Origin of the sequence: Anaerobacterium chartisolvens (genome assembly GCF_003337415.1) — a bacterium.
Taxonomy (GTDB): domain Bacteria; phylum Bacillota; class Clostridia; order Acetivibrionales; family DSM-27016; genus Anaerobacterium; species Anaerobacterium chartisolvens.
On the sequence record NZ_QPJT01000003.1, the window covers coordinates 203740 to 225965 of the forward strand.

24 protein-coding genes and 1 tRNA gene are annotated in these 22226 nt (G+C 37.5%); all 25 read left to right on the forward strand.

Annotated elements, in window-relative coordinates:
• The first annotated feature begins 131 nt into the window (after window positions 1-131).
• The 25 genes from DFR58_RS03950 (at window position 132) to DFR58_RS04070 (ending at window position 22154) form a co-directional block, all read left to right on the forward strand.
• Window positions 132-983, forward strand: a complete 852-nt coding sequence (locus tag DFR58_RS03950) for a pyridoxamine kinase (RefSeq protein WP_114296503.1) — start codon at window positions 132-134, stop codon at window positions 981-983.
• A gap of 48 nt (window positions 984-1031) precedes the next feature.
• On the forward strand, window positions 1032-1613 hold the full coding sequence (locus tag DFR58_RS03955) for an ECF transporter S component (protein WP_114296504.1): 582 nt from the start codon (window positions 1032-1034) through the stop codon (window positions 1611-1613).
• Window positions 1614-1681: 68 nt separating this feature from the next.
• Window positions 1682-1765, forward strand: a tRNA-Leu gene (locus DFR58_RS03960).
• 265 nt (window positions 1766-2030) lie between these two features.
• Window positions 2031-2795 (forward strand): LytR/AlgR family response regulator transcription factor, encoded by a 765-nt coding sequence (locus DFR58_RS03965; RefSeq protein WP_114296505.1) that lies wholly within the window; start codon window positions 2031-2033, stop codon window positions 2793-2795.
• Window positions 2788-4071, forward strand: coding sequence for a sensor histidine kinase (locus DFR58_RS03970; RefSeq protein WP_114296506.1), 1284 nt, complete (start codon window positions 2788-2790; stop codon window positions 4069-4071). The genes DFR58_RS03965 and DFR58_RS03970 overlap by 8 nt, the downstream gene beginning before the upstream one ends.
• 101 nt (window positions 4072-4172) lie before the next feature.
• The gene (locus DFR58_RS22110; protein WP_207659112.1) at window positions 4173-4373 is read left to right on the forward strand and encodes a hypothetical protein; all 201 of its coding nucleotides are present in this window, start codon (window positions 4173-4175) and stop codon (window positions 4371-4373) included.
• A gap of 407 nt (window positions 4374-4780) precedes the next feature.
• Complete coding sequence (locus tag DFR58_RS03980) at window positions 4781-5068, forward strand: DUF4491 family protein (RefSeq protein WP_114296508.1); 288 nt, start codon at window positions 4781-4783, stop codon at window positions 5066-5068.
• Between the two features lie 102 nt (window positions 5069-5170).
• Window positions 5171-5569, forward strand: a complete 399-nt coding sequence (locus DFR58_RS22335) for a hypothetical protein (RefSeq protein WP_242987385.1) — start codon at window positions 5171-5173, stop codon at window positions 5567-5569.
• A 4-nt stretch (window positions 5570-5573) separates the two neighbouring features.
• On the forward strand, window positions 5574-5780 hold the full coding sequence (locus tag DFR58_RS03990) for a helix-turn-helix transcriptional regulator (protein ID WP_114296509.1): 207 nt from the start codon (window positions 5574-5576) through the stop codon (window positions 5778-5780).
• Window position 5781: 1 nt separating this feature from the next.
• Entirely contained in the window at window positions 5782-6219 is a 438-nt protein-coding gene (locus DFR58_RS03995; protein ID WP_114296510.1) for a hypothetical protein, read from the forward strand.
• Between the two features lie 138 nt (window positions 6220-6357).
• Window positions 6358-6684, forward strand: coding sequence for a PadR family transcriptional regulator (locus DFR58_RS04000; protein ID WP_114296511.1), 327 nt, complete (start codon window positions 6358-6360; stop codon window positions 6682-6684).
• Window positions 6685-7172: 488 nt separating this feature from the next.
• Window positions 7173-8129 (forward strand): S8/S53 family peptidase, encoded by a 957-nt coding sequence (locus DFR58_RS04005; protein ID WP_114296512.1) that lies wholly within the window; start codon window positions 7173-7175, stop codon window positions 8127-8129.
• A 548-nt stretch (window positions 8130-8677) separates the two neighbouring features.
• Window positions 8678-8965, forward strand: coding sequence for a hypothetical protein (locus DFR58_RS04010; RefSeq protein WP_114296513.1), 288 nt, complete (start codon window positions 8678-8680; stop codon window positions 8963-8965).
• Between the two features lie 296 nt (window positions 8966-9261).
• Window positions 9262-10698, forward strand: coding sequence for a B12-binding domain-containing radical SAM protein (locus DFR58_RS04015; protein WP_341457382.1), 1437 nt, complete (start codon window positions 9262-9264; stop codon window positions 10696-10698).
• A complete protein-coding gene (locus tag DFR58_RS04020; protein WP_207659113.1) occupies window positions 10688-11032 on the forward strand; it encodes an SPFH domain-containing protein in 345 nt (114 codons plus the stop codon). The genes DFR58_RS04015 and DFR58_RS04020 overlap by 11 nt, the downstream gene beginning before the upstream one ends.
• A 448-nt stretch (window positions 11033-11480) precedes the next feature.
• Window positions 11481-12521 carry a nucleotidyltransferase family protein gene (locus DFR58_RS04025; RefSeq protein ID WP_114296515.1) on the forward strand — a complete coding sequence of 347 codons (1041 nt, stop codon included), beginning with the start codon at window positions 11481-11483 and terminating at the stop codon, window positions 12519-12521.
• A gap of 151 nt (window positions 12522-12672) precedes the next feature.
• On the forward strand, window positions 12673-12951 hold the full coding sequence (locus DFR58_RS22115) for a hypothetical protein (protein WP_207659114.1): 279 nt from the start codon (window positions 12673-12675) through the stop codon (window positions 12949-12951).
• 63 nt (window positions 12952-13014) lie between these two features.
• Window positions 13015-13221: a DNA-directed RNA polymerase subunit omega gene (gene rpoZ, locus DFR58_RS04035; protein ID WP_114296516.1), complete on the forward strand. Its 207-nt coding sequence runs from the start codon at window positions 13015-13017 to the stop codon at window positions 13219-13221.
• A 539-nt stretch (window positions 13222-13760) separates the two neighbouring features.
• Window positions 13761-14012 carry a plantaricin C family lantibiotic gene (locus DFR58_RS04040; RefSeq protein ID WP_114296517.1) on the forward strand — a complete coding sequence of 84 codons (252 nt, stop codon included), beginning with the start codon at window positions 13761-13763 and terminating at the stop codon, window positions 14010-14012.
• A 75-nt stretch (window positions 14013-14087) separates the two neighbouring features.
• Window positions 14088-14339, forward strand: a complete 252-nt coding sequence (locus tag DFR58_RS04045) for a plantaricin C family lantibiotic (RefSeq protein ID WP_170138021.1) — start codon at window positions 14088-14090, stop codon at window positions 14337-14339.
• A gap of 66 nt (window positions 14340-14405) precedes the next feature.
• Window positions 14406-17498: a type 2 lanthipeptide synthetase LanM family protein gene (locus DFR58_RS04050; protein WP_207659115.1), complete on the forward strand. Its 3093-nt coding sequence runs from the start codon at window positions 14406-14408 to the stop codon at window positions 17496-17498.
• Between the two features lie 11 nt (window positions 17499-17509).
• Window positions 17510-18433: an ABC transporter ATP-binding protein gene (locus tag DFR58_RS04055; RefSeq protein WP_114296520.1), complete on the forward strand. Its 924-nt coding sequence runs from the start codon at window positions 17510-17512 to the stop codon at window positions 18431-18433.
• Window positions 18426-19172, forward strand: coding sequence for an ABC transporter permease subunit (locus tag DFR58_RS04060; RefSeq protein ID WP_170138023.1), 747 nt, complete (start codon window positions 18426-18428; stop codon window positions 19170-19172). The genes DFR58_RS04055 and DFR58_RS04060 overlap by 8 nt, the downstream gene beginning before the upstream one ends.
• A gap of 15 nt (window positions 19173-19187) precedes the next feature.
• Complete coding sequence (locus DFR58_RS04065) at window positions 19188-19892, forward strand: hypothetical protein (protein ID WP_114296522.1); 705 nt, start codon at window positions 19188-19190, stop codon at window positions 19890-19892.
• A gap of 72 nt (window positions 19893-19964) precedes the next feature.
• Window positions 19965-22154: a peptidase domain-containing ABC transporter gene (locus DFR58_RS04070; RefSeq protein WP_114296523.1), complete on the forward strand. Its 2190-nt coding sequence runs from the start codon at window positions 19965-19967 to the stop codon at window positions 22152-22154.
• Window positions 22155-22226 lie beyond the last annotated feature (72 nt).

Below are 22226 nucleotides of genomic sequence, written 5' to 3' on the forward strand. Positions count from 1 at the left end.
GGGAACCTCTCTATAAAATATGAAATTCGCTGTTGAAAAATAATCAAATTATTGTATAATATAATATTATATACAAATTTGTTAGTTAATAGTGAATTAAAGTGAACAAATACTTAGAAGAGGTGCTTTAGATGCAAAAAAGGGTAGCTGCAATTCATGACATTTCCTGCCTCGGGCGTTGTTCCCTTACTGTGGCATTACCGGTTCTTTCAGCAGGAGGAATTGAAACAAGCGTAATACCCACTGCTATCCTGTCGACTCATACCGGTGGATTTCCGGGATTCACGTTCAGGGATCTAAGCAGTGATATTCTCCCCATTGCAAGGCATTGGAAATCATTAAACATTAGATTTGATGCCATGTATACGGGGTACCTTGCTTCTTTTCAGCAGTTGGAAATTGTTTCTGAATTGTTGGACATGTTTTCTGCGGAAGACAACCTCCTGTTTGTAGACCCTGTCATGGGAGATAACGGTAAGTTTTACACCTCGTTTTATCCTGAGTTTGCCGGGGGAATGACAAAGCTATGCTCAAAAGCCGATGTAATTATCCCTAACCTTACGGAGGCTGCCCTGCTGCTTGGAGAGGAATACAGAAATGGCCCATACACTGAGGATTATATAAAATACTTACTCCAAAGTCTGGCTGAGCTGGGGCCGAAGAAGGTGGTTGTGACAGGAGTATACTTTGACGACGACACACTGGGGGCGGCGGCTTATGACCGAGATACCGAAGAAATAGCCTATGTTCTCAATGAGAAAATCCCCGGGAGCTATCACGGCACGGGGGACATATTCGGCAGTACTTTGCTGGCAGCGCTGCTAAACGGCTTTAGCCTGTATGACTCGACTGAAATTGCCTCAAAGTACACTTCCGATTCTATCAGGTGCAGCTATGCAGGTGCTACCGACAGACGCTTTGGTGTAAGCTTTGAGTACAGCTTAGGCGAGCTGGCAGGAGTTCTGCGTCCTTCCGGCCTGTAAAGCAAGCTGCCTTACATAAATTATATTAAGAAAGAGAGGAATAATATCATGAAAAACAAAATTACAGTCAAGGAGATGGCAATGACAGGTGTACTGGCGGCGTTGGTATATGCTGCTTCGGCGTTCCTGCAGATTCCCATTCCAACCGCAATTGACAACACGCGCATCCATATGGGGAATGTCATGTGCCTGTTATCGGGGCTGCTTTTAGGGCCTATGTGGGGGGGCCTTGCCGCGGGCTTCGGTTCGATGTTCTTTGATTTGACAAATCCTCTGTATACTGCTTCGGCACCTTTTACATTTGCATTTAAGTTTGCCATGGCATGGCTGTGCGGAAAAATCGCATGGGGAAATGGCGCAGATGCTAAAAAGATACTGAGAAATATTATAGCGGCCACATGCGGTGCTGTTTTGTATGTTATACTATATCTTTCCCGGGGCTACATTGAAAACTATTATATTATGCGTATGCAGTTAACGCCGGTATTGCTTTCATTATTGCAAAAGGCTATTGTTTCCACAATAAATGCCGTTATTGCGGTGATTGTTGCCGTGCCTCTGGCTAAGGCAGTCCGAATGGCACTTTCCCGTGCCGGCTTAATGCAGGAGGCTAAGAGGGAAGCGTTGTGAAAAATATTTTATAAAAATACAGTTTGACAAAGGATGAAAGCCTTGCTATAATTGCAGAGTAAATTCGTGCGGATGTGGTGGAACTGGCAGACACGCAAGATTTAGGATCTTGTGGTAACCCCGTGCAGGTTCAAGTCCTGTCATCCGCACCATCACTGCACACCAGTTTTGATATAATGGTTATCTTAACCGGTGTGCAGTTTCTTATTGCGAAAACGCCGATATAGAAGGCTTTTATTGAACTATTTAACAATAACAGTCTCGGTGAGCTGAAAAGAATCAGCTTCCGGAGACTGTTTTGCTGTATGTCGGGCAAACCTTTTAACGAAAGGTCGGGTTTGAATCGTTAAAAGGTGTATACATAACAACAGAAATTTTAAATTATCACCATTCTTGAGATCTTGCAGGCTTCATGGTATGATGATGAAAAGGGTGGTGATTAAAGTGCTTCGGATAGCAGTTTGCGATGATATTCAGGAAGAACTACAGCGAATTGTTGCGCTGACAAGGGAGTATCTTATTCAACATAATTTGAGCGCCGAGGTGCGAAAGTTTTCCCATCCGGATGAACTGCTGACGGTTTGTGAAAAAGAGACATTTCATCTCTATCTTCTTGATATTGTCATGCCCATGGTAAACGGCATTGATGTGGGGCGGGAGATTCGGCGGCTGGACAGCTATGCCCAGATCATCTATGCCACTACGGAGCCGGGCTTTGCGCTGGAGGCCTACGCCGCAAGCCCTGTCAATTATCTTTTAAAACCCTTGCAGCAGGAGAGCTTTTTCAAGACGATGGAGTTTGCCATCTCCCGACTGAATCTGACTGATGAGAAAACCATCGCGGTGAAGATGTCTGGTGGCTATCGGACGTTGCGCCTTTGCGACATCGTGTGCTGTGAATATATCAGGCATTGTATAGAGTATACGCTGCAGGGAGGCGAAACCATTACATCAGTCTCTTTCCGTGGAGACTTTGCCGCTCATCTTGCACCACTCCTCGCCTCCAGCACCTTTTTGCAGTGCCATGCCGCCTTTGCTGTCCATGTGTCGGCGATTAGGCGTCTGACCCGCACTGAGATCGAGCTATCCGTCGGACGGACGATCCCCGTTGCCCGCAGCCGCTACGATGCGGTAAAGGAAGCGTATCTCAATTATCGGCTTGGAGGAGAAACGCGTGACTGATGTCATTTCGGATGTTGTGCGCAGTGCGGTGACCAATCTCTGCATCCTTTCGCTGCTGTTTTCTGTGGCGCAGCCGAAGTACAGCAAACGTTTTTCACTTCTTGCATTGACTGCCCTGTTTCTGGCAGATGCCATGCTGAATATCGGCTTTTATCGGACAGGAAACTATACCGCCGTAGTCTATGGCAGCGTGCTGCTTTCCGTGCCGGTGATGTTTCTATTCAAGCTGCTGTTCAAGGAGACTTTTGCACAGTGGTGCTTCAATGTGGTGACGGCGATGAATGTATTCGCCGTGGTACTGGTTCTGTCCTACTGGCTCTCAAGGCCGCTGCCCGCTCCCCAATACGGCAACACGGTGATCCGTCTGCTTCTGTTTGCCGCAGCGCTCTTTCTGTGTTACCGCTTCCTTCGGCCGTTGTACCGACAGGTTATGGAGCAATGGAAAGCCTATTTTCTGGCCGCGATCAGCATTCTGGTGTGCTTTTTCTATGTGCTGGTCAAGGACAGCAATGTGGAGCAGGCCTTGCAGGAGAATGCCGGTACGCTGTTGGTTCTCTGCGTGATGGCGCTGTGCGTCTACGGCTCTATTTTCTCGTCGCTGAAGATGATCTCCGGCAAACATGCGCTACGGGAGGAAAATCTGCGGATGAAGGCGGAGGATGATCTTCTCCGTTCCTCGGCAAATGCCATGGAGCACCGCCTTGCGCTGATGGACGAGGCAGACCGGGCTGCCAGCATCCGGCGCCATGACCAACGACACTTTGATGCGGCTTTGCTGGAGTTGCTGCAGGAGGGAAAAAGCGAGGAGGCTATGCGCCTTTTGCAGCGCCACACCTCTGCGACGCCGGAGCGCGCAAAGACTTACTGCAAGAATCAGGCGGTCAACGCCATTGTGGGCTATTACATCGCCATGGCTGAGGATTCCGACATCCGCTGTGACATATCTCTGGATATCCCGGCAGACTGCGAAGCGGACTCACTGGAGCTTGCCATGGCGCTGAGCAATCTGCTGGAAAATGCTATCCATGCAAATAAGCAGCTTCCGAAGGAAAAGCGTTTCCTCCGCTGCACGGCGACATTTGCAGGACAGTTACTCATCGGAGTAGAAAATGCCTGTCTACAGGATACGGCACTGGGTGAAAACGGACTACCGATCCCCACAGCGGACGGCCATGGTATCGGCACAAAGAGCGTGACCGCCTTCGTGAGCCGCTGCAGCGGAGAGATCGGCTACAAGGTTGACAGAGGCGTATTCCGGGTTCGGATCATGCTCTGAACCGTTTGTCAAACCTTTCTTAAAAAATAAATTGTGTTATTTGAGCGTAAAAACGACTGATTAAGTGCAGAACGGTCGTTTTTGCTTTTTTCTATGCTATCATGCAGACAAACAAAAGTGGAGGAGGCAAGTTTCATGGCGGAAACCGAAACGTCAGCTCGAATGTTGTCCGCTCCAAATGGCGGAGGCAATGTGTGGCCGAAGCAGAGGTGTCCTGCGTTCACACCGCGGAAGGCAGCGCCGCCCGGGATGGAGGAGTGCTGGTTTTGCCGGTATGCAGACTTTCATCTGGACAAGCCTAAAGCGCTGGAGGTCGGAATTTGCCTCTGGCCGGAAATCAACCTAAAATAGAGAAGAGAATGAAATGAAAAAACGATTACTTAGCATTCTGCTGTGTTTGTGCATTGCCATGTAACTTTTGCCGGCAACGGCATTGGCTGCAGCCACGACCCACTATTCGGATGAGGGGCTTTTTCTCACTATCTTTTTGAAATAAGTCGATCGAGGTTACGGTTGACTTATTTGACTTTATATAGTAAAACAGATATATATCTTGCAGATAAATGCGGAATTTTATTGAGGAGGAAGACAATGAATAAAAGGGTGGTCAGAGGCACTGATGGATACGCTGCCGGGATCGAAGTTAAGGTGCTTGGCATAACAGTGTATGAAAATACGACATTATATTATTAAAAGGCAGGTGTATAGTATGAACTTTTCCGGTATAATCATCGGTGTCATAGCTTTTTTGTGCATCGGTATATTCCACCCAATCGTAATCAAATGTCAGTATCACTTCACAGATAAGGTATGGCCGGTGTTTTTGGTTTGCGGGATTCTTTGCCTTGCCGCATCTTTGATTGTTGGACATGATATTGTGTCGGCCGGCTTAGCTGTCATTGGGTTTTCATCATTATGGTCCATAGGCGAATTAAAGGAGCAGAAAAGACGGACGGAAAGAGGCTGGTTCCCAAAGAACCCCAAGCATCATCTGTGAAGCTCCCCGGGGGCATTCCCACCCGTCTTTTTTCAAAATTCAATTGACAATTATATCGTCGGGCGATATAACGTCAAGAGATATAGTGAGGGTTAATTCTTTATGTCAATAAATCAAAACGGTGCGCTAACAGAAGCGGTATATTATATTTTGCTTTCTATACTAACTCCCCTTCACGGATATGGCATTATGCAAAAATATTGTTTTAAACCAACTTGTTCCTGGGTTAACAATAAGCATAAAAAAATTATTTCAATTCTTCAGTTATTAATTGATACTGCAAATATTGGTAAAGTATATATAAAGATATTTAAGGGAAAGAGGAATTTTTATTTTGAATTTTTATTAGCGCATGTTTTCCTCAAGCGAATTTACGGCGGGGAGAAATTTGATATATACTATTTCTTGAGGAATGTCCCCAAATGCAAAGTGAACTTGACAAACAATGCAAAGCTTGCTATGCTTTATATGCAAAGTGAGCTTTGCTTTTTTTGGAGGTGAAGTTTTGAAATCAAAAATTCAAGAGATGAGAAAGAAGAAGAAAATATCACAGGAGGAGTTGGCTATGGCGGTAGGTGTTACAAGGCAGACCATTACCTCATTGGAATGCGAAAAATACACAGCTTCGCTTATATTGGCTTATAAAATTGCCAAGTATTTTGAGACTACAATAGAGGATATTTTTGATTTTTCAGATGTGGAGGAAATATAAAATGGAAATCTTTAAAACGAAGTTGAGAAAACGTTTGGTTATAGCTGGAGTGTATAACGGTTTTGTAATTATACTCTTTGCAATGGGCTATATGGTAAGTAAAAGATACGATGTTCCCGATATAGCCGTCGGATTTACGATGGGGTTTTTTGTGGGCCTACAGTTCGTTATAATTTACTACATGGCCAAATATGCTGCCGCACTAAAAATCCCTGAAAAGCTTAAGCTGCTGTACATCGAAGAAAATGATGAGCGCAAAAAGTTTATTGAATCAAAGATTAGCAGTATAGCATTAAATATTGTTCTGGGTGGTATTATCTTTGCTACAATTGTTTCAGGCTTTATTGATGGAACTGTTTTTTTCACTTTAATGATTACAATGATACTTTCTTTACTGGTAAAAGGGATACTAAAATTGTATTACAGAAAAAAGGTTTGAAAAATTGGGGACATTCTTAAACTATTTAGAATGTCCCATTTTTTTAAAATTCAATTGACAATTATATCGGAGCCCGATATAATTAAATATATCGTTGGACGATATAACGGCAAAGGATATAGTGGAGGTTAATTCTTTATGTCAATAAATCAAAACGGTGCGCTAACAGAAGCGGTATATTATATTTTGCTTTCTATACTAACTCCCCTTCACGGATATGGGATTATGCAAAATATTGAGAAGCTTTCCCAGGGAAGAGTGAGGCTTGCAGCTGGAACATTGTACGGTGCAATAAGTACCATGCTTGAAAGAGGTTGGATTACTGCAATTTCTGGAGAAAAAGACAGCAGGAAAAAAGAATATCAGATTACTTCACTCGGAAAGGAAGTTGTTAAAACAGAAATCGGTAGACTTGAAGAGCTTTTAAAAAATGGAAAGGCGACTATGGATGGTGAGAAATTATGAGAAGAACAATTTGCAATTGGTTTCTGTAAATATACCTTTGAAGAGTGTATGCCGGGTGAATATAATGTGCGGCTTGAACTTTTGGAAAATATTCCGACGAATGCGGAAAGTCAAGACGGAGGTGGGGACGCACCTGTTTATTGAAGTGTTTTCAATCCATTAATTTAAATAGGATAGGTTTAAGGCAGGCTGAAGGCCTGCTTCCTTTTCGCTGTGCACGGAGCAGGAGAGCCGGAAAACTGCGGAAAAAGCAGGAGCGTCCCTAATGTCCAAAAAGAAAGAATAGAATTAAAAGAATTGATTTTGGTGGGAGGTTGTACTATACTATAAACAGGGTATTTTTAATTTTTGGTCTTGCTGGATTTATATGGTGCCGCACAATGAATTGATATAATTTATCAAATAAACAATATGCTATTTTATTCGTATGTCTATATCGTAAGGTAACATTTATAGTCACTATTAAGATTAAAAGGAGTAATTATAAAATGAAAAAAATACGTAAATTTATATTACCTGTGATATCAATTATGTTAGTAGCTTCGTTAATATTTAATTTTTATTTATGGCGGAATCCGATGAAAGAGGCAAGCGTGTCAAATGGTTTAGTAGTATTTTCAAATGCAAATTCACGAGATACTTACTCTACGGTACATAATTTAAAAGCCGCACAAGCAATAAGTACTGGTGAGGGCGTCAAGGTGGGAATCATGGACTGGAGCTTTGGCTATAGCACTCATAAAGACCTTTATGCTGATGCAGTGAATTTCAGTGAAAACAAAGGTGCCCTTGATGAAGAATTGCATGGATTTTGGATGGCTAATACACTCAAAGAAATTGCACCAGATTGTGATATCTACGCCTTATGCACCACCGATATGGATGAGGATAAACAGGTGGATAACATGGTTAAAGCTATCGACTGGGCTATCCAAAACAATATTGATGTTCTTACGTATTCAAATGCATCTTTTTCAGAAAAGAACCGCCCCAAAATTGATGAAGCTGTTAACAAAGCAGTAGATCATGGAATTGTTACAACTTTTATACATTATGATAATCCAAACAATTTTTATCCTAACGGATTCTTTGATTCTTCCGAGGGCAAAAGGGAAGCCGATGTAAATATTTTGCACTATGATTACAACATTCTAATTCAAAATAAATATGAAAAATACAAAAGTTTTAATGGAGACTTTTCAAAAATTAAAACTGGTGATGATGTTCCATATTTATCTATGTCCTCAACCTCACCTGTATTGGCCGGGTTTGTAGCAATATTGAAATCAATAAATCCTAATTTATCACCGCAAGACTACAAAGATGCTCTAATAAAGACCAGCTATCAGACTGAATATTATGACTGGGGCTTTGGTCTAAAATCAAACATATCCCATGTGGCAGATGTTGGAAAAGCCGTCGCTTATATTAAAGAAAATTATTAGTATATACTAATTAAGACTTTTACATCAAATGCTTATGAATCTTACGAGAATTGGGGACGCTCCTGTTTATTGAAGCGTTTTCAATCCATTAATTCAAATAGGATAGGTTTAAGGCGGGGCGAAGGTCGGCTTCTTTTTTGCTGTGCACGGAGCAGGAGAGCCGGAAAACTGTGGAAAAAGCAGGAGCGTCCCCAATGTCCTGGTGGTCAAAACGATAAATAAGGCATTTCAACTGCAATATGCTGTGGGTTTGAGGTGAAAAATTAACAAAAATTGAGCCACAAAAGTACATTTTTTCGCCCGGTTTTTTGGGCATTTTATAGATGAAAATCAATCCATAAAAAGCTTGAAAAAGCGGTTAAGCGGGTTAATTGAATAATGTCTGTATACAATACAAAGAATATTAATAAGTTATTAGAAAAGTTATTAGAAAAATAGTTAGAAAAATAGTTAGAAAAATAGTTAGAAAAATTTATCTAAATATTAATTGACAAATTATAATAATAAGAATATGATATATATAAAAGGAAAGGTTGGGGATAATACAAATGAATATTTCTACAAAAGCAATAGTTGCAAATTCAGAAATGATAAAGAATTATAAAGCTTGCAGGGAAAAGGCGGAAAGCTTCGGTAAGATATTTGTTTTGAAAAACAACCAGCCTGATGCAGTACTATTTTCAATTGCTGAATATGAAAGGCTTGCGGTGCTTATCGAGTACTTTGAAAGTCTTGAGGAAAATGATGTTGCGAAAGTGGTGGCATCTTTACCTAAAGTAGGGAATAGAAAGAATTATTCTATTGACCATTTGAGAAATGATATGAAATTGGAATAACAGTAATACTCAAGTAGATTATACAATTTATTGGCAAGACCTTTAGGGTGGAACGCTCATTTTAGAGTTGCCACCTTTTATTTATATGAAACAGCGAGAAAAAAATCAGGATGGAATTGCAATGTTGCGGAAATTGTATTATTCATTATTTTTTAATAATACCAGTATAAGGCACAGAAATATATTTTGGAATAAAAAGTGAACAATTAAAAATCTTTATGTAAGGAGTATTTTTTATGAGAATTCTACTGGTTTATCCGGAATTTCCAGATACATTCTGGAGCTTCAAGCATGCTTTGAAATTTGTTTCGAAAAAAGCCGCTTTTCCTCCCTTGGGTTTAATTACAGTGGCAGCCATGCTTCCTGTGGAATGGGAGAAAAAGCTTATTGATATGAGTATTAAATATTTGAAGGACGAGGACTTGGTGTGGGCTGATTATGTATTCATAAGTGCTATGTCGATTCAAAGGGAATCAGTAAAAACCATTATTGCCAGGTGCAAAAAAATGGGAGTTAAAATGGTTGCCGGTGGGCCACTCTTTACGGCATGGAGTGAGCAATTTGATGATGTTGATTATTTGGTGCTGAATGAGGCAGAGATAACCCTTCCTCTTTTCCTTGAAGATCTTGAAAAGGGGCAGACAAAGCATATCTATACATCCACAGAATGGGCGGATATAAAAAAATCTCCTGTTCCTCTATGGGAACTCATAGACATGAGCAAATATGCCTCTATGAATATTCAGTATTCGCGGGGGTGCCCTTTTAATTGTGAGTTCTGCGATATTATAACACTATTTGGACGAGCACCTCGAATTAAAGACAAAGAACAAATTCTTCTGGAACTGGAAGCCTTATATTCAGCAGGCTGGCGACAGAGTGTATTTTTTGTGGATGATAATTTTATTGGTAACAAGGAGATCATCAAAAATGAAGTTTTACCCGCCCTGATTGATTGGATGGAGAAAAAAGGATATCCTTTCAACTTTTTAACAGAAAGCTCCATAAACCTTGCAGATGATGAAAAACTTATGAATTTAATGGTAAAAGCAGGTTTCAATATGGTATTCATAGGTATTGAATCTCCGAATGAAGAAAGCTTGATTGAATGCAACAAGTATCAGAACAAAAACCGTGACCTTTTAGCCTGTATTAATAAATGCCAAAGGGCAGGTCTGGAAGTTCAGGGAGGATTTATAGTAGGTTTTGACAACGATCCGGATTCGATATTCGAAACCCTGATCAAGTTTATACAGGAAAGCGGTGTTATTACAGCTATGGTGGGTTTATTAAACGCTCCGCGCGGAACGAAACTGTATCAGAGGCTTACAAAAGAAGGCCGCATCTTGAACGGCATGACGGGCGATAATACTGATTTCTCAATTAATTTTATCCCTAAAATGGATCATAAATTGCTTATTGAAGGATATACAAAAGTTCTTGGCACTATTTATGAACCCAAATATTATTATGCGCGCGTTATGCGGTTTTTCAAGGAATATAATACTATGCAGCAAAGAACAAAGGTTAATATGAATTTCAGTAATTTAATAGCCTTGTTCAAGTCCATATTTCGTCTTGGGATCATAGGGAAAGAAAGGGTTTATTATTGGAGGCTGTTTTTTTGGACGCTGTTTAAACGGCCAAGGCTTTTTCCCTTGGCCATAACCTATTCAATATATGGATATCATTTCAGAAAGATATTCGAAAGAGAAACACTATATGCCAGATAATACTTCAGGACATAATGTTGATGCACAGGTTTACTTTAGAATCAAACCGAATGAGGAAAGTGTAAAAAATTCCGTATACAATGTCAACAATTATAAGTTCCAGATTGTGAATCTTGCTAGGACGACACTCCGAAATATTATCGGAACTTTGACATTAAAGCTTGTAAACGAGGCCGCTGAGATGTATTTCAAAGGTAATGCCCAGCTTTTAAGAAAATTGCAGGCAACAGAAACAGCACTAAAAAGCAATGCAAAAATTGTAGTCCCTTCAAATTCACAATTAATTAATGTAATTGGTGAAATGTCGGGCGTCCTGCCTGTTAATATCGGGTAGGAGATTATTTGCCGTTTAATATATGAATTCCAGGAGGTGTTGAATATGGGAGATAAAAGTCCAAAGAAACGTGAAAAAAAGAAGAAAAAGGCTGAGAAGAAAATAATAGTTCCAACATCTTCGCTGCTTTCAACGAACAAACCTAAATAGACTTGTTAGCACTATAATCTGTTTGATTAAAAGTACCAAAGGTTTGTTTCGCAAGCATTTGGTATGTGGTCATATACTCAAAAGTGCGACTTTGCAGTCAGAGCATACTTATCTAAACCCCTTTTCTTAATCGGTATTCCATGACCTTAGACATGAATGCCGATGTTTGAGTTACGACAAATCTCAACCCATGATTATGCGTTTTATCAACTACTCTAAGAATAATTTTCACATTATGATTACTAAAGAAAATTAATATTTTTAGATTTATTAAGTTTAAAGAGAAAGGAAAAAAATTATGAAAGCACTATTTCTTGCCGGAGGTAAGGGAATCAGGCTGCAGCCTTCAACCGATAAGGTTCCGAAGCCTATGGTTCCTATAATGAACAAGCCTTTACTGGAAAGGACAATGGTACACCTTAAAAAGAGTGGGATATCCGAAATTGTGATAAGCAGCTGCTACCAGCCACAATACATAGAAGAGTATTTTGGAAATGGGAAACAATTCGGGCTGAAAATTCAATACATCGTGGAAGACATTCCATTAGGTACGGGAGGAGCTATAAAAAAAGCAGAAGCACAGTTTGAAGATACTTTTATTGTATTTAACGCTGATATATTAAGTGACATAGATATACCCAAAATGCTGGACTGCCACAAAAATAGACATGCAATTGCTACTATAGCAATAACGGAGGTTTCGGACCCATCAGCATATGGCGTTATTGATCATGATACGGATGGATATGCAATTTCATTTGTGGAAAAACCTGTGCAAGGGCAAATCGATTCCAGTTATATAAATGCAGGCATTTATATATTTGAGCCGGAAATTCTTAAAGAAATTCCTAATAACAGGGTGGTATCGGCTGAAAGGGAAATTTTCCCGAGGTTTATTGTTAAAGGACATAAAATTGCTGCTTATAAGCATGACGGCTATTGGATGGACATTGGCACCTTTGAAAAATATATTCAGGTGCATAAGGACATCATGGACAATAAATGCAAGATGGTTGACTGCAACTTTTCCAGCAGCAATATAAGTTTAGGTAAGAATGTTAAAATCCACCCTGATTCTAAAATAATAGGCCCAGCTTATATCGGGGATAATGTTGAAATTTGTGCAAAAGCAATTATAAGTCATTCGGTAATTGGAGATAACGTTTCCATAGGCAGCAGAAGCAGGGTTACTGGAAGCATTCTTTGGAATGACATCAATATCAGCAGTGAGGTGAGACTAGTAAATACTATTGTTACATCAAACTGCTTTATTAATAGGAATTTAAATTATTTGAATACAGTTTTCTCCCATAAATTAGATCGGCAGATTCCTGTATAAAAAAATAAATACCCGGTTAGTGATATCTATGATAAATGATATAAAAATTACCTATTCGATATAGAAATAGAAAGGACAGATCGAAATGCCATCAAATAGTATATGTGGGAAAATTGCATTTTTAAGTACTTACCCGCCTCGTGAATGTGGTTTGGCTACGTTTACGCAGGACCTTATAACCGCAATTGACAATATGGGAATTATTGATACCAATGTTATTGCTGTAAATAATATAGAAAACTATGCGTATGACAATAAAGTAATAGATGAAGAGACAGGTGCTTGTTATGACGGGCTGAATGAAAAAGGTCTGAATTACAATCAAGGCTCTGAAAGCATAATTTCTTATGGAATAGCATTCATGGAAATCAGTAGAAAAGTAAAGCTGATCACAGAGGTGGGACACTGGTTAAAAAGGGATGTATTTTGAGATCAGAGGATAATTTATATGTTGAACAAGTTTTACCAAATATATGTATAAGGAGAAATATTTATGATAAATCCTCCAATAAGTGAATTGATGAAGAAAGTTGACAGCAGATATACACTATGTGTTGTAGTAGGCAAGAGGGCAAGACAACTGTTGGACGGGGCTTATTCGCTTGCAAAATGTGATTCTGAAAAGCCTGTTGCTATTGCAGCTAATGAGGTTAATGAAGGAAAACTTATTTATGTTCGAACCAAAAGCGGTCTTAAATAAATAGAGTAATAAAGATGCAAGTATAAAACAAATCATGCCGTTAATATCTATCACAGAAAGGAGTATAATGTTATATCCTCTAAAGTTTAAACCAGTATATAAAGATTATATCTGGGGTGGATAATTGGGGGTGTAGAGAATTTAGAGAATTGAGAATTGGGGACGCTCCTGTTTATTGAAGCGTTTTCAATCCATTTATTCAAATAGGATAGGTTTAAGGCTGGCCGAAGGTCAGCTTCTTTTTTGTTGTGTACGGAGCAGGCAGAGCCGGAAAACTGTGGAAAAAGCAGGAGCGTCCCCAAGCAATTAAGGCAATCAAATACATATTATAGTTTTATATGGATTATATTGACTTATTATTTGCACTAATGTATAATGCAATTATAATATCTATTCCATATATGGGATAGATTGTATTGAAATTTCTAATCTTTATGATACTTGGTATTTGCGAGTTCTTTTGTACTACTTCGAAGGGAAGAGCTTGCTGATATAATTTAAAAGCTCTAAAAAGTTAAAAAAGAGAGGAGGTATTCGTTGTGAATTTATCAAAAAGGAGTCCGCTGTTAAGAAACAATGTGAGTACTGGTTTTGACAGCTCAGTTGGAAGCCTGGGAGAAGAGATCCAGCGTCAGGATCTTGAAACAATAGAGGGAGGCAGCACTCTAGGATGTGTTTTGGGAGTAATAGGTATATACACAGCTACACAGAGTATCGCTACACAGGTATTTGGCTGCGGTGCGGTTCTGACTACGTCTGCAGAATGCAGCAGAACAGGCAACCCCTGCTGACAGGCAAATCTGGTACAATACATATTCGAGACAGAGAGACTGTTGATATAATCTAAAAAAGAGGAGGTGCTTTTTGTGAACTTTTCAAAAAGGAATCCATTATTAAGGAATAATGCAAATAATGACTTTAATAACTCAGTCGGGAGTTTGGGAGAAGAGATCCAGCGTCAGGATCTTGAAACAATAGAAGGTGGAAGTACTCCTTTATGTGTAATTGGAACAACAATCCTATACACCGTTACACAGACTATAGCGACACAGGTATGGAGTTGCGGTGCGGTGCTGACCACATCTGCAGAATGCAGTAGAACTGGTTTACCCTGTTAACAGGATTATTTGTGATGAAATACGTAAGCGGGCATGTGCTTGCTTACGTATTTCATGAGTATTAATATGTATTGGAGAGTTGAGATGATGGGAGAAGTTTTAAACCTGATAAAACATGACGAGTTAGTGAACTACTGGAAATCATTTTTCCCGAAAAGCAATGAGATAAGCGATATAGAAGAACTTATTGCTAACGTATCAGGTAAAAGATTTGAAGAATTTATTTATGAGTACAATGTAAATGATGATTCACTATTACAGTCGATGATATGGAGCGGCATTACCCGACAGGAATTATTGGATAGCATATTGGGAAATTTGAAAAATCAAAATATGTGGGTATATTTTTATGAGCCTGTTTTGAAAAAATATATAGACAAGCTTTTTGCCGCAGTAGATAAAAGCAATATAATCGAGGATAAAAACATTTTTTTACAGCAGGCAATTCATAATACACTTAATTTATTGCATCTGGCTGGATTTCAGACAATTATTGCCGAAATATACTATGCAAGGCAAGATAGTATATTAAGAGGGGACAGCAGTATTGACAGAGGTAATTATTACAATGAAGTATTATTAAAAGATAATGAATATAGAAAAGAAATCTATAGAAATTATCCCGAGTTGATAAGAATATTGGATATTAAAGTAAAATACAGCGTGGAATTTATTATTAAAATTATTAACGATACCGAAAAAGAAATTAATGAAATTGAAAATAGATTGAATGATGGTAAAAGCCTAGGAAAAATCAAAACGATGAGTATGGGGGAGGGTGATACCCATAATGATGGGAAATCAGTATCAAAACTGATTTTTAACACCGATAAGATTATCATTTATAAACCGCGTAATTTAGCTATTGAAGAAAAGTACCGTGAGTTTTTGCAATGGCTCAATAGTACTGCAGTTGATGATGGATATAAGCTGGTTGCGGCAAAAGTATATAGCATAGAGGATGCTGGATGGATGGAATTTATTGAATACCATGATTGCAAAAGCCGCGAAGAACTGGCTGGTTTTTATTATAAAGTTGGATTGCTTATGTGTGTGCTATATACGACAAATGGGATTGACATTCATCATGAGAATATCATAGCCCAGGGAGACACGCCTGTACTGGTGGATCTGGAAACCTTTATACATCCGGATTTTTCTGACGAATATGAATTAAAGTCGGCTCCATTGCTTGCAATGAAAGAGTTAGGTAATTCTGTTACCAAAAATATTTTATTGCCAACTTACGTTACCAACAAAAATAATAATAAAATATTGGATTTAGGCGGATTGAGCGGTACAAAAGAACAGGAATCACCTTTTGCCACGAAGTTTATTGAGAATTATGGAACAGATGAGGTGAGAGTAAAAATAATGCATGCTGCTATTGAAGCCAAGGGCAATAATCCCAGTATCAAAGGAGAAGTGGCAGATTCGAAATGCTACAGAGAAGAGATAATAGATGGCTTCAAGAATATGTATAAGTGGATATTAAGAAATATAAATCTTTATATTGATAAAATAGAAGAACTTTTTAGCGATGTGATTGTCAGAATAGTATACAGACCTACTAATGTGTATGCACAGCTTTTGTACAGCAGCTACCATCCAGATTTATTGACAAATAACGTTGACAGGAAGGTATTTCTGCATAGAATTGCCAATAAGAAAGATGAAAAAAGTTATAAAATGAATCTTCTGGAAATACATGATATGCTTCAGGGGGACATCCCATATTTTTATGTAAAAGGAAATGGAGTAAAGGTAAAAGGAATACACTCCAAAGATTCTGGTGTAAAACTAAAAAGCAGTACTATTGGTACAATAAAAGATAAAGTTACAAATATGAGTCAAACCGATATGTACCGACAGATAAGCATAATCAATTCAAAATTAATGATTGAACCGGTTAAGCAAGAAACTGTAACAGAGTTTCAAAAGTCAGGTGTGAGAAAGTGGAACGAAAGTAAATTTATAAGAGCCTCTGAAAAAATTGCAGATTATTTATTAGCTAGGAGCATAGCAGGTAAATCAGATCAAGGCAATGATCGTACATGGTTTGGAAGTCAGGAAAGTGAAATTGGCTATAACATATATAAACCGATGGATAATAGTATATATTATGGGCTGTCAGGAATAGCCATGTTTTTTAGCCTTCTTAAGCAATTATCGGATAGTCCGCAATACCGTAATATTGAAAAGGAGGTCTGTGAAACAATAATACGTCAGATACCGGAGAGCATACACGAAATTAATACAGAAGATATCGATATTGGCGCATTTTCAGGGTTAGCCGGAGCCGCATATTCATTATTTTATATTGACTTTAATAACAAAAATAATACATATAATCAAACAATATACAATATAATGAAAATAATTGAAAATAAAATTGATGTTTTGAAAAAATTTGATATAATAAGAGAAGCTGGTATTATAGGGGTAATGCTTACAATTTATACTAAATCTGATAATATGCTAATGAAATCTAAATCACTTGAATTAGCTAAAAGAATATATCAGAGGCTTGAAAAGGAAGCAATAGTTATTGATGGACTGCCGGGAATTACGTGGAGCAGAAAAGGTTATATCGGATATGCACATGGAAATGCCGGAGTTATTGCTCAGATCTACAGGCTGTACAGTATCACACGGCAAGAAAAAATAAAAATTCTTGTCAATAAAGCATTATTATTTGAAAGAGCGTCATATGTAGAGAAAGAAAAAAATTGGAAAAGATCCATAGATGAGACAAATTTCTCTTGCGGGTGGTGCCATGGAGCGCCAGGAATATTAATGAGTAAGCTTCAATTGCTAAAATGGGGATTTAGGGATGAGATGATAGATAAAGAAATACAAATCGCAATTAGCACAACGATAAGCAGCGGGTTAAAAAGGGATTGGTGCTTATGCCATGGAGATATGGGTAATCTTGTCATATTAAAGGAAGCAGGGATTGTATTAAATGATGAAAGTTTATACAGGCAGTCTGTCAGCACAATTGAACCCTTTATAGAATATCTGGTTGGTATAATGGAAACAGAAGACTTTAAGCAATATGAAAATAATGGATTTATGCTGGGTTTAGCAGGCATCGGATATGAAATTTTAAGAATCGACAGAGAAGATAACATGCCAAATATAATGGCGTTGGAGTAGAGGGTATAATAATGATAGATAAAGAAGTTCTAAGAATAAATAATGTCACAAAGCTGTATGGAAATCAAAAGGCTCTGGACAATGTCACAATCTCTGTAAAAGAGGGTGAGGTAGCAGGCTTGATAGGTCCAAACGGAGCTGGGAAATCTACATTGATGAAAATTATCGTGGGATTGATTAGAAATTATGAAGGTAATGTTTTTATTGAAGGTGAGAATGTATTAAGCGAGACAAATAAAAATAAAAAAAGAGCTGGGTGTGTAATAGAAAATCCAGGATTTTATCCGGAACTGTCTGGATATGATAATTTATTATATTTCTCTAAAATATCCGGGTGCAGCGGAAAGGAAGATATAGATAATATAATTAATCTGCTTGGAATCAAGGATTTTGTACATAAGAAAGCCAGAAAGTATTCCCTTGGGATGAAACAAAGGCTGGGACTTGCACAGGCTGTTCTGGGTAATCCTAAGCTGCTGGTGCTTGATGAGCCGACAAATGGATTGGACCCCAATGTAATATTGAATATAAGAGAATTCATTAAATACCTGTCAGAAGAGAAAAGGATCTCCGTGATTATATCCAGTCATATATTGACTGAAATTGAGTTAATGTGCAAAAAGGTTTTCTTCATAAAAAATGGCATAATAGTAGACGAGGTTCGTCCGGCAGATAATCTGCAAAACCCTGAGGGTTCATGCTTTGTATTTGAAACGGATAATATAAGGGAACTTAAAGACTTTTTTAAGGCTAAAAATATCTACACATCAATTCACGGTAAAGGGAAAGTAATAGCTGACTTGAAGGAATATTCAATACGCGAGATACTGTCTATGCTCTTAGAAAACAACATTAATATATTGGGGACTTATAGGCAAAAGGCAAGCCTTGAAAAAAGATTTATTGAGATAATGGAGGAGAATATTATTGAATAAAAATATATTCCCATTAGTAAAAATTGAGTTTATTAATACATTTAGACCGGTTTTAATTAAAACTGCTTTTGTAGTATCTGTAATATATGTTTTGTTCTGGCTTAAAGCTGGACCTGCCTCATTTGAGGTTAAAGACTACCTATCTCAGTATTTTTCAGTAATAAGGTTTGCCATAATTTTGGCCAGTGTGTTTATTCTCGGACGTGAGTTTAAAAATGGTACATATAAATATACCTTTACCGGATGCTTTTCAAGGATGAGCATATTGTTCAGCAAGATAATAGCCATAGCCGGATTGGGTTTTATATGCTGGTTACTTCAGGTACTGATTAAAATAATTATTGTATTGTGGACCGGCAAGGGGACCTTGTATAATGATATTTTTAATTATGAATTATTCAGTACCCTTATAATTTACGTGGCAGTGGCAGCTCTTATTGGTAGCTTTTCGATTTTGGTAACATCAATTTCATTTAGCTTGAAGGCTACAATGATATATACCCTGCTGCTTTTTGGCATAATTCAGTTTTATGCACCTATATTTATAATCGGCATTGAGAAAGCGGAGAATATTCCTTTTTGGTTTGAGTTGATAAAAATATCACCAACATATATTATTTTCGATTGGAATGATACTTTTAAATTTCAAATAATCCAATTAATTTTTATGCTAATATATATTATTCTATTTTTAGGATTCTCAATACTTATTTTAAAGAAAAAGGATTTAAATAAATAAGCAGAGGTAAGAACTATGGATGCCATATTATATATAATTAAAAACGATATAAGAAGTATAATTAATAAGCGCAGCATAGCTTTTTCTTTTATATTTGCTATTGGGATATTTATTTTCCCTCCCTATAAAGTACTATTATTAAAGGCTCAATTGGTAATGAGCATTTTTCCTTTGCTTCTAATAATAGTATGTTCAACAATTTTAGTGAGGGAGTTTGAATATGATACCTATAAATACATTTTTACAGGAAAATTATCCAGAATATGCATTGTTGTATCCAAGAGTTTTTCGGCAGTCGTCATAGCCGTGATATTAGGCGTGATATTTAATTTGCTGGCATTAATCGGTATGGAGGCTAAAGAAACAGGTGTCCTTATATTGATAAAGCAAATTTTAAGCATAGAATTGGTTTTCATCTGCTTTACATTATTTATAAGCTCAATAGCATTTTTTTTATCAATGTTGACAAAAAGCTTTATATTCACATTTCTGGTGCTATATATAATGTTCTATGATACATTTATAAGTGTTCTTCAAATGGCAGCTAATAAAATCAAAATAGATTTTTTGAAGTCAATATTTAGTGAAACACCATTCTTAAAGGCAATGGAAGGTTTTCGGGTTTTTTATTATCCGGCCGAAAGAATATTTATCATGATTGGCATAAGCATGATTATACTGTTGGCGGACTGTATAATCATCAGAAAAATGGATTTATAACTTATTCAGAAGCAAAATTGCGATTTGTAGTAATTAAGACAAGTCTGTTTATTAAAAGAAAGGTTTTCAGAGATGCTCAGAAGATATATATGTATAAAGCAGCATGACGCAAAGGACTGTGCTACGGCTTGTTTAGCCACTATATCCAGACAATATGGACTTAAAATACCTATTAGCAGTATAAGGGAATATGCGGGAACGGATTTAAGGGGAACAACGGCATTAGGTATAGTAATAGCAGCTGAAAAACTTGGATTTACTGCTAAAGCTATTAAAAGCAATACAGAAAAATTCTTTTTGAAGATGCCTTTACCGGCAATAGCCCATGTTGTGATAGATGGTAAGTTCCCTCATTATGTGGTTATACATAAAATAACCAAAAAAAAAGTTATAGTGGCTGATCCCAGCGAGGGTATAGTGGAATATTCTCCAAAGGATTTTTTTAAAACATGGGCGGGAGTATTGATACTGATAATACCTTCAGGCACCTTTCGAAAAGGCGATGAAACTAAAGGACTGTTTTCAAGGTTTGCTGGACTCCTAAAGCCGCAAAAAAGATTGATAATAAATATTTTCTTTATATCAATTACCTATACAGTTTTAGGCATATTAGGTTCCTTTTATTTCAAAATTCTAGTAGATGACGTATTGAACAACAGTCTTGAAAGTACATTACATATATTTTCAATCGGTTTTGTTATTTTAAGCATATTTTCAATAATACTAAGTGCTTTTAGAACTCAATTACTTATTTACTTATCTCAACGGATAGATATACCTTTGATGCTTGGGTATTATAATCATGTGATTGAACTTCCTATGAGCTTTTTTGGTACAAGACAGGTAGGGGAAATAATCTCGCGATTTAATGATGCCACAAAGATAAGGGAAGCTATTTCAAGCGCAACCCTGACTATAATGATAGATACACTAATGGCGATAATCGGAGGATTTATTCTATATAGTCAAAACCGTCTATTGTTTGGGATTACAATCATCCCGGTAATACTTTATGCCAGCATTGTTTGGTCATTCAATAAGCCTATCAAGAATGTAAACAGAATTACTATGGAAAGTAGTGCAAGGATAACGTCCTTTTTGTTTGAATCATTAAGTGGTATTGAAACTGTAAAGGCATTTAACGCGGAAAGAAGAGTAAACTTGGAAACTGAAACAAGATTTATAAGGCTTATTAAAAGTGTGTTTAAAACCGGATTAATAAATAATATTCAGACATCATTAAAAGGTGGAATAAAGTCTGTATTTGGTATAGTATTGTTGTGGATCGGAGCGGTTGAAGTTCTTCATGGGAATCTGACAGCTGGTGAATTGCTGGCTTTTAATGCTTTGCTGGCTTATTTTACTACGCCTATAGAAAATTTAGTTAATCTACAGCCTCAATTGCAAACTGCAATAGTTGCTGCAGACAGGCTAGGGGAAATATTAGATCTGGAAATAGAAAAAAGTAAGGATGAAAGTAAGAAAATCATTCCGGATACATTAAGAGGAGATATAGAATTCAAAAACATCCATTTTAGATATGGAACAAGGCAATTAATTATAGAAGGGCTGGATCTTAAGATATCACAGGGTGAAAAGATTGCACTGGTGGGTGAGAGCGGATCGGGAAAAACGACATTAATAAGATTATTAATGAAATTTTACCAATGTGAAAAAGGAGAACTTTTAATTAATGGAATTAATATAAAAGATTTAAATGTTGAAGTATTAAGAGATAAAATAGCCTATATATCGCAAAATATTTTTTTGTTTACTGATACAATCAAAGAAAATCTTAGCCTTGGCTGTGATGAAGTAGATTATGAAAAAATAGTTGATGCATGTAAGAGGGCTAAGATACATGACTTTATAAATTCTCAGCCATTAAGATATGATACTATAATTGAAGAAAATGGTGCTAACCTCTCAGGCGGTCAAAAACAGAGGCTGGCTATTGCACGAGCCATATTAAAGAAACCTGATATCATTATAATGGATGAAGCAACCAGTAGTTTAGATTCTACCACTGAGAAAGCTATTGAGATGACTATGCATGAATTTAGTACGAATATAACAACTATTATAATAGCACATAGACTGAGTACAGTAATGAGATGTGACAGGATTTATGTGATGAACAACGGAAAAATAGTAGAGAGTGGGTCTCATGCGGAGTTGATAGGTAGTAGGGGACGCTACTATAATTTATGGAAACACCAACTTCCTGATTACTACAATAGAGATGAGGCAGTGCTCTTTTAGAATTTAGAATTGGGGACGCTCCTGTTTATTGAAGCGTTTTCAATCCATTAATTCAAATAGGATAGGTTTAAG

Coding starts and splice junctions, on each gene's coding strand:
- DFR58_RS03950 (WP_114296503.1), top strand. CDS start 132: ATGCAAAAAAGGGTAGCTGCAATTCATGACATTTCCTGCCTCGGGCGT.
- DFR58_RS03955 (WP_114296504.1), top strand. CDS start 1,032: ATGAAAAACAAAATTACAGTCAAGGAGATGGCAATGACAGGTGTACTG.
- DFR58_RS03965 (WP_114296505.1), top strand. CDS start 2,031: ATGATGATGAAAAGGGTGGTGATTAAAGTGCTTCGGATAGCAGTTTGC.
- DFR58_RS22110 (WP_207659112.1), top strand. CDS start 4,173: ATGCAGACAAACAAAAGTGGAGGAGGCAAGTTTCATGGCGGAAACCGA.
- DFR58_RS03980 (WP_114296508.1), top strand. CDS start 4,781: ATGAACTTTTCCGGTATAATCATCGGTGTCATAGCTTTTTTGTGCATC.
- DFR58_RS22335 (WP_242987385.1), top strand. CDS start 5,171: ATGTCAATAAATCAAAACGGTGCGCTAACAGAAGCGGTATATTATATT.
- DFR58_RS03995 (WP_114296510.1), top strand. CDS start 5,782: ATGGAAATCTTTAAAACGAAGTTGAGAAAACGTTTGGTTATAGCTGGA.
- DFR58_RS04000 (WP_114296511.1), top strand. CDS start 6,358: ATGTCAATAAATCAAAACGGTGCGCTAACAGAAGCGGTATATTATATT.
- DFR58_RS04005 (WP_114296512.1), top strand. CDS start 7,173: ATGAAAAAAATACGTAAATTTATATTACCTGTGATATCAATTATGTTA.
- DFR58_RS04010 (WP_114296513.1), top strand. CDS start 8,678: ATGAATATTTCTACAAAAGCAATAGTTGCAAATTCAGAAATGATAAAG.
- DFR58_RS04020 (WP_207659113.1), top strand. CDS start 10,688: ATGCCAGATAATACTTCAGGACATAATGTTGATGCACAGGTTTACTTT.
- DFR58_RS04025 (WP_114296515.1), top strand. CDS start 11,481: ATGAAAGCACTATTTCTTGCCGGAGGTAAGGGAATCAGGCTGCAGCCT.
- rpoZ (WP_114296516.1), top strand. CDS start 13,015: ATGATAAATCCTCCAATAAGTGAATTGATGAAGAAAGTTGACAGCAGA.
- DFR58_RS04050 (WP_207659115.1), top strand. CDS start 14,406: ATGTATTGGAGAGTTGAGATGATGGGAGAAGTTTTAAACCTGATAAAA.
- DFR58_RS04055 (WP_114296520.1), top strand. CDS start 17,510: ATGATAGATAAAGAAGTTCTAAGAATAAATAATGTCACAAAGCTGTAT.
- DFR58_RS04065 (WP_114296522.1), top strand. CDS start 19,188: ATGGATGCCATATTATATATAATTAAAAACGATATAAGAAGTATAATT.
- DFR58_RS04070 (WP_114296523.1), top strand. CDS start 19,965: ATGCTCAGAAGATATATATGTATAAAGCAGCATGACGCAAAGGACTGT.